The organism is Myroides sp. LoEW2-1 (genome assembly GCF_009767705.1).
In the GTDB taxonomy this organism is placed as follows: Bacteria; Bacteroidota; Bacteroidia; order Flavobacteriales; family Flavobacteriaceae; genus Flavobacterium; species Flavobacterium album_A.
This window is the reverse complement of record NZ_WSPP01000015.1, coordinates 1-6,472: the sequence shown is the minus strand read 5'-3', so window position 1 is coordinate 6,472 and position 6,472 is coordinate 1. Positions and strand designations below refer to the sequence as shown.

Below are 6,472 nucleotides of genomic sequence, written 5' to 3'. Positions count from 1 at the left end.
CGGTTCGTTGATATTCCATATATCAAAGGTAAACATTTTTAGAAGCTGAAAGCTAAATGCACTAAAGTGCATAGTTTTAACTACAGTCTGCGACCAATAAAAGGCGGAACACATGGAAGTGTAGAGGATCTATATAGACATATAGAACTATATAATTGGCTGCTTAAGCATCAAAAGAAAATAGAGACAGTGGAAATCTCTTTGCAATAGAATTACCTCTTATCATACTCAATAAGTTTACTAATTGTATTAAAGTGATTTCTAATAATAGACAAATGTCTTATCCGAGCTACTGGAAAGACCTTAAATTTACTGCCAAAATTAAGTTTAATAGGTATGAGTAATAGAATAAAGACCATCGCATTTGATGCAGATGATACACTATGGGATAACGAAATATATTATCAGCAAACAGAACAAGCTTTTTGTGAGTTATTAAAAGATTTTCTCCCAAAAGAAGATACTTCGAGAGTACTGTTTGAAACAGAAATGAGGAATTTAAGTCGTTATGGCTTTGGAGCCAAGAGCTTTTTACTTAGCTTATTAGAAACAGCTATGCAGATAACTCAAAGGAAAATGAATGATGTTTTGATGCAGCAAATTCTGGATTTAGGCCATGCTTTAATAGATAAGCCCATTACTTTATTAGATGGTGTACAGGAGACAATGGAGATTTTAAGTAAAGATTACACCCTTATTTTAGCAACTAAGGGAGATCTGTTAGATCAAGAACGCAAACTCAAGAACTCAAATTTAGGCAAGTATTTCGATCATGTGGAAGTCATGAGTGATAAGCAGACAGAAGATTACCACAAGTTAATTGACAAATTGAATATCACTGCCCCAGCATTTATGATGGTAGGAAATTCAGTAAAATCAGATATTATTCCTGTTTTAGAAATTGGAGCCAATGCCTTGCATATTCCCTTTCACGTAACTTGGGCGCATGAAGTAGTAGAAGCAGTTGACCATAAAGGATATTACAAATTAGATAACATCAGAGAAGTTGTTGATTTTCTCAAATAAGATTAAAACTCATCTACACCATAGATGAGTTTTGTGTTTCAAAAAAGATAACAAAAACTCAAAATTGTATAAAAGTTAAAGGGAGTTTTTCAAGTATTTTTGTCCACATAATCTTAGATCAATAGGCAAATGAATTATCTTTTAAACATTCCAAATAGAAAGAACTACTTAGTAGCCTTTACCTTTATTGTTAGTATGGTGGCCGCTGCAGTACTGTTTAAAGATAGAGAAATCGTGTTACCAGAGATAGCTGCACTGACAATTGGGCTATGGGTATTTCAGGAGAAAGCTTGGTTAAGACAACCTGAAAAGGTCTTTATTCTACCTTCCATTACCGCTTTTGTTGGATTTAGCATAAATATGTTAGAGATACCTTATGTCGTTAAAATAGTGGGAATATTGTTTTTCATGTTAATATTAATGAAAGTAATTAACTATAGTTTACCACCCGCTTTAGCTACTGGCTTTCTACCTATTGTTACTAATGCAACACATTGGTCTTTTGTATACGCTATTATAGCTACTACTTTTATCTTGATGATTGGCATCTATTTATTTAAGTTAAACAAGAATATAGATAGAAATAGTAAAGTAAATACTACAGCAATGACTGTTTATGCAGGGATTGTTTTGAGTACTATTTTGATTGCACTGCTTTTTGGTAAGGAGAAATACGTTGTTATACCACCTATTGCTGTGGTTCTTTACGAGACACTGCATATGAAACAATATACAATTAAAATGGTAGTTAAACAGATAGCAGTATTGAGTTTGTCTATTTCTATAGGAGTAGTCCTCTATCTTTGTATTTCCAATTGGATTGTAATTACTATATTGATGCTATTGTCAATATACTTTTTATTAGAGCTATTTCAAATGAAGATGCCACCAGCGTATGCTTTTCCTTTCTTAGTATTTATATTTTCTAAAGAACAGGTAATCAATTTGCCTTGGCTAACAGTTTTATTGAGTAGTTTTTCGCTATTCATAGCATTGGCATATCACCGATATTATTTATCAAAAAAGATAGTTCAATTAGATTGAGTATGTTTTTTTGACTCTGTCTGTAATTGAAAAATGTTGGTATCTTAGTAAAACCAATCAATTATAGCTTTTTAATTAGAAAACATTTAAGGTATGTTCGAATATATAGATAGAGAATCTGTGCTAACCAAATCATTTCTGGAAGAGTATCAATCTCATTTTAGAATAGAGTCATATCCGAGCAAAACAGTTTTATTAGCCCAAGGGCAAGTTGCTGAGAAAATCTTTTGGATTGAGAGTGGGTGTATGCGTATTTGGTTAAACAAAGATGGTCAAGAAGTTACCTTTCAATTCTTTCTTGAAAATAGCTTAGTTGCATCAATTGAAAGTTTTTGGCAGAGTACTCCCAGTCTATTTACGTTAGAGACTATAGAACCTACAACAGTTTGGGTCGCTGACAAGAAAGATCTCAAACCATTATTAGACAATACTTTACAAGAAGAAGCTTATAGAAATCTGTTTATTGATGCTATTTTTCAGCGTACCTTTGATTATATGCAACGCAGTTTATCTTTTGTTCAATCTACTCCTGAACAGCGTTATTTAAATTTAGTTGAGCAGCGACCTGAATTAATAAAGCGCATTGCTCAACATTATATTGCATCTTATATCGGAATTTCTAAGGTACATCTAAGTCGTATCAAGAAAAAATTGCTCAAAAGCTAAATTGATAACAAATGTTATCGCTTTAGATGTAGAGCCACTACTACTTTTACAATCTAAATATTAAACAAAATGAAAGCAGTAATTGTAGAAGAAAAAGGGAAAACTCCCACTTATACTCCCAATTTTAAATCATCAAAGGCTATTGCGAAAAATGCTGTGCTTATGCGCGTTAAAGCTGTTGCTATTAAAAACTTAGATAGAGCCATAGCCAGTGGTAAGCATTATTCTGTGAGTACTAAGAGTTTCAATCCATTTGTCATAGGAACTGATGCTGTAGGTGAGCTTGAAGATGGCAGATTAGTATATGGATTTGGAATACAAGGAACTTTAAGTGAATATGCTTATGTAGATAAAAATCAGATAGTTCCGCTGCCTAAAGGAATGAATATAGCACTTGCGGCTGCTTTACCAAATGCTTTGATGGGGTCTGTTATAGCTCTGATGTTAAGAGCAAAGCTCAAAAAATCAGAAGTTGTACTGATAAATGGCGCAACAGGTGTAACCGGGCAAGTAGCAGTGCAAATGGCCAAATATTATGGGGCAAGTAAAGTATTTGTAACAGGTCGCAATGCTGATGCACTCAAAAAATTAGAACACTATGGCGCAGATCAACTTATCAGCTTAACTCAATCAAGTGAAGAATTAAGTCAACAAATACACAAATTAAATCAAGAGTTTCCTATTGACATCGTCATTGATTATTTATGGGGAGAGAGTGCAAGTGTCATACTAAACACTTTAAAAGGCAAAGGAGCTTATCAACACCATACTCGATTTGTCAATGTGGGAGCTATGTCTGGTGATGATTTGCAGTTATCTTCTTCTATTTTAAGAGGGACTGATTTAGTCTTATTAGGCTCAGGATTGGGTAGTTGGCCTCAAGACGATATTGATCTTTTCTTTAGGGAGTTGCTACCAGAAGCTTTTAATTTAGCTTGTGAGAAGAAACTTTTTTTAGATACTATTTCCTATAATTGGAAAGAAGTAACACAAGTATGGAATCAATCATTAAAAAGCAATGTTAGACTTGTATTCAAAGTAGCATAGAGAGGCTAACTTCTTCTTTTCTAATTTTGATAATCAATTGTATCAAGTGATAAAGCATTTACAAATTCGCAATAATTAACAAGTTAACCAACTGTTATTAAAAATGTTAATCAATAGAATATAAAATAACAAGAGGCTGTTTAACTAAACAGCCTCTTGTCTTATTTATTTTGTTGGTTTTTCTAAGAAGTCAAAGAAGTAATTTGCAATTTTTGTATTCAAATGAATTCTATCTTTCCCAAGTACATTATGTTCATGCGTTGGGTAAAGAAAATAGTCAACCTGTTTGTTCTCTTTGATACACGACTCTATGAACTCCATAGAATGCTGCTGTACAACTACAGGGTCTTGAGCTCCGTGAATAATAAGGAGTTTGTTATTTAATTTATCCGCCTTATTCAATAGACTTGTCTTTTCATATCCTTGAGGATTCTCTTGAGGCATATCCATATATCGCTCTCCATACATAATCTCATACATCTTCCAGTCCATAACTGGTCCTCCTGCAACTCCAACTTTAAATATCTCTGGATGATTGATAGATAGGGTAGTAGTCATAAAACCTCCAAAACTCCATCCATAAACACCGATTTTGTCTTGATTTACAAAAGAAAGTGATTTTAGGTATTCAACTCCTTTTAATTGATCCTGCATTTCAGCTTGTCCTAACTGTCTGTGAATTACTTGTTCGAAATCACGTCCTCTATTGAAGCTACCTCTATTATCTACAGTAAAGACAATATAACCGTTTTGGGCCATGTAGTGGAAGAATAAATTTGCTCCACCTAACCATGAGTTGGTAATAAGCTGTGCGTGAGGTCCACCATAAACATAAACCATTACAGGATATTTCTTGTTTGGATCAAAGTTTGTTGGATAAATAATTCGCGCGTTTAAATCTGTTTTATTATCACCTGCTTTAAGCTTAACCAATTCCATTTTAGGCATGTTAATCACACCTTGATAAGGATTAACAGCTTCAAATAACTCAATTTCTTTCTTATTATCCGTGTTTTGGACAACAGCTTTATTAGGAGTCTCTAAATTGTTGAATTGATCTAAGAAAACTGATTTACTCTTGTTTAAAACAACGTTGTGTGTTCCTGGAAGTTCAGTCAATTGCTCCGTTTTTCCCTTTTTTAAATTAACTCTAAAAAGTTGTCTATCTAACCCTTGATTAGTAACTCCTTCATAATAAGCGTGCTTTCCTTCATGATCGAATCCTAAGAATTTAGAAACTATGACATTCTCAAATCCTAACTTTTGTTCTAATTTGCCATCTGTATTATATAAATACATTTGTCTATATCCTTCTGATTCAGAGAAGTGAATAAACGATTTTTTATTAGGTGTAAAAACTAATCCTTGAGAAGGTTCAACATAGGTAGTCGCTTTTTCTTCAAATAATGTTTTTTCAAATGCACCTGTTGCAGCATTATACTGATTTAGTTTTAAATGGTTCTGATGACGGTTTAAAACTCCAACATATACATAATTACCAGAAGGATCCCAGGTTACCATCGTCAGAAATTGATCTTCATATCCAGTATCTAATGTTACTTTTTCTTTTGTAAGAACATCGAATATAACTAAAGAAACGCGTTCATTAGTCATACCAGCCATTGGGTACTTGATACTCTTATTTTCAGCTACTCGTTCACCCCATTGAACTAAAGGATAATCTGTAACTGTACTTTGGTCTTTTCTATAATACAATAATTGATCTTGTTTTGGGCTCCACCACATACCTGTGTCAATACCAAATTCGTTTCGGTGAGTACTTCCACTTCCATTAACAACATCAATATTGATATCTTCAGTAACAACCATATCAGCTCCTTTGTTGTCAGTAATCACGATATTATTGTCTTTTAACCAAGCAAGGTAATTCTCATTGCGAGATATTGTTTGCTCTTGAGCAATACTATTGTATTTAAAGAAGTTAGTTACTTTTTGTTCCTTCGTATCTAATTTAATATTGTATTTAAACTTTTTCTCTTTGTCCATAACTGTAAAAACAGCGACATTGTCTTGTACCCATTTAAAATCAAATGGAATAGTGTTTAATTCAAAAGGACTGTTTTTAAAGTTCTGGTTTAAGATTAATTCAAGTTGCTTAGCTGTTAGAATAGTTTGGTCTTGCCATTTTAATTCTTTTGACTTTAAAAGTAAACTATCTCTTTGTGATGTTACAAAAGTAAAAGCACTATCATTCTTCCATTGAGGTTGAGCTAAGCTCTTTGGAGCAAACTGTGAATATTGTGCTCTTGTTGCCTCTGCAATAGTTAAATCTCTTTGTGCAAATAGTATATTACCCGTTAGTAGTAAAAATAGTAGCGAGCTTTTTTTTATCATATTTTTAAGTTTAAAAAGCTAATTTAAACTAATTGTGCTGTACATACAATATTCCTTTAAAAATAGAGGAGTAATCCCCTGTTAAACTCAAAAGCTCTTTGTCAAATTTAGCTTGTTATTTACCACCATAATCTTTAAATAAGTTGTCAATATTAAAATTATTGACGTTAAAACCTATTAGTTATTGTCATAATGCATAATTTTATTCTTTTACAAAAAGAACTTTTAGGCTTGAAAACTTGGATGAGAATAAATGCTCTTTTATTTTGTACTTTTATAAAAATAAACAAATACAAATGAAACAAATCAACGGGAAGGTAGTATATATCACAGG

5 protein-coding genes are annotated in these 6,472 nt (G+C 32.6%); 4 read left to right on the top strand and 1 reads right to left on the bottom strand.

The genetic code is table 11. The features are described from left to right. Positions 1-336: 336 nt before the first annotated feature. The 4 genes from GOQ24_RS01485 to GOQ24_RS01470 all read left to right on the top strand — a co-directional run bounded on the left by GOQ24_RS01485 (position 337) and on the right by GOQ24_RS01470 (position 3,783). A complete protein-coding gene (locus GOQ24_RS01485; protein ID WP_155091465.1) occupies positions 337-1,026 on the top strand; it encodes an HAD family hydrolase in 690 nt (229 codons plus the stop codon). A 129-nt stretch (positions 1,027-1,155) separates the two neighbouring features. After that, a complete protein-coding gene (locus GOQ24_RS01480; RefSeq protein WP_160338986.1) occupies positions 1,156-2,070 on the top strand; it encodes a hypothetical protein in 915 nt (304 codons plus the stop codon). A 93-nt stretch (positions 2,071-2,163) separates the two neighbouring features. Beyond that, positions 2,164-2,736, top strand: a complete 573-nt coding sequence (locus GOQ24_RS01475; RefSeq protein ID WP_160338985.1) for a Crp/Fnr family transcriptional regulator — start codon at positions 2,164-2,166, stop codon at positions 2,734-2,736. Positions 2,737-2,805: 69 nt separating this feature from the next. Then, positions 2,806-3,783 (top strand): zinc-binding alcohol dehydrogenase family protein, encoded by a 978-nt coding sequence (locus GOQ24_RS01470; protein WP_160338984.1) that lies wholly within the window; start codon positions 2,806-2,808, stop codon positions 3,781-3,783. A 165-nt stretch (positions 3,784-3,948) separates the two neighbouring features. Here the strand turns inward: GOQ24_RS01470 and GOQ24_RS01465 are convergent, their stop codons facing one another. Continuing rightward, positions 3,949-6,135 (bottom strand): S9 family peptidase, encoded by a 2,187-nt coding sequence (locus tag GOQ24_RS01465; protein ID WP_160338987.1) that lies wholly within the window; start codon positions 6,133-6,135, stop codon positions 3,949-3,951. Between the last annotated feature and the right edge of the window lie 337 nt (positions 6,136-6,472).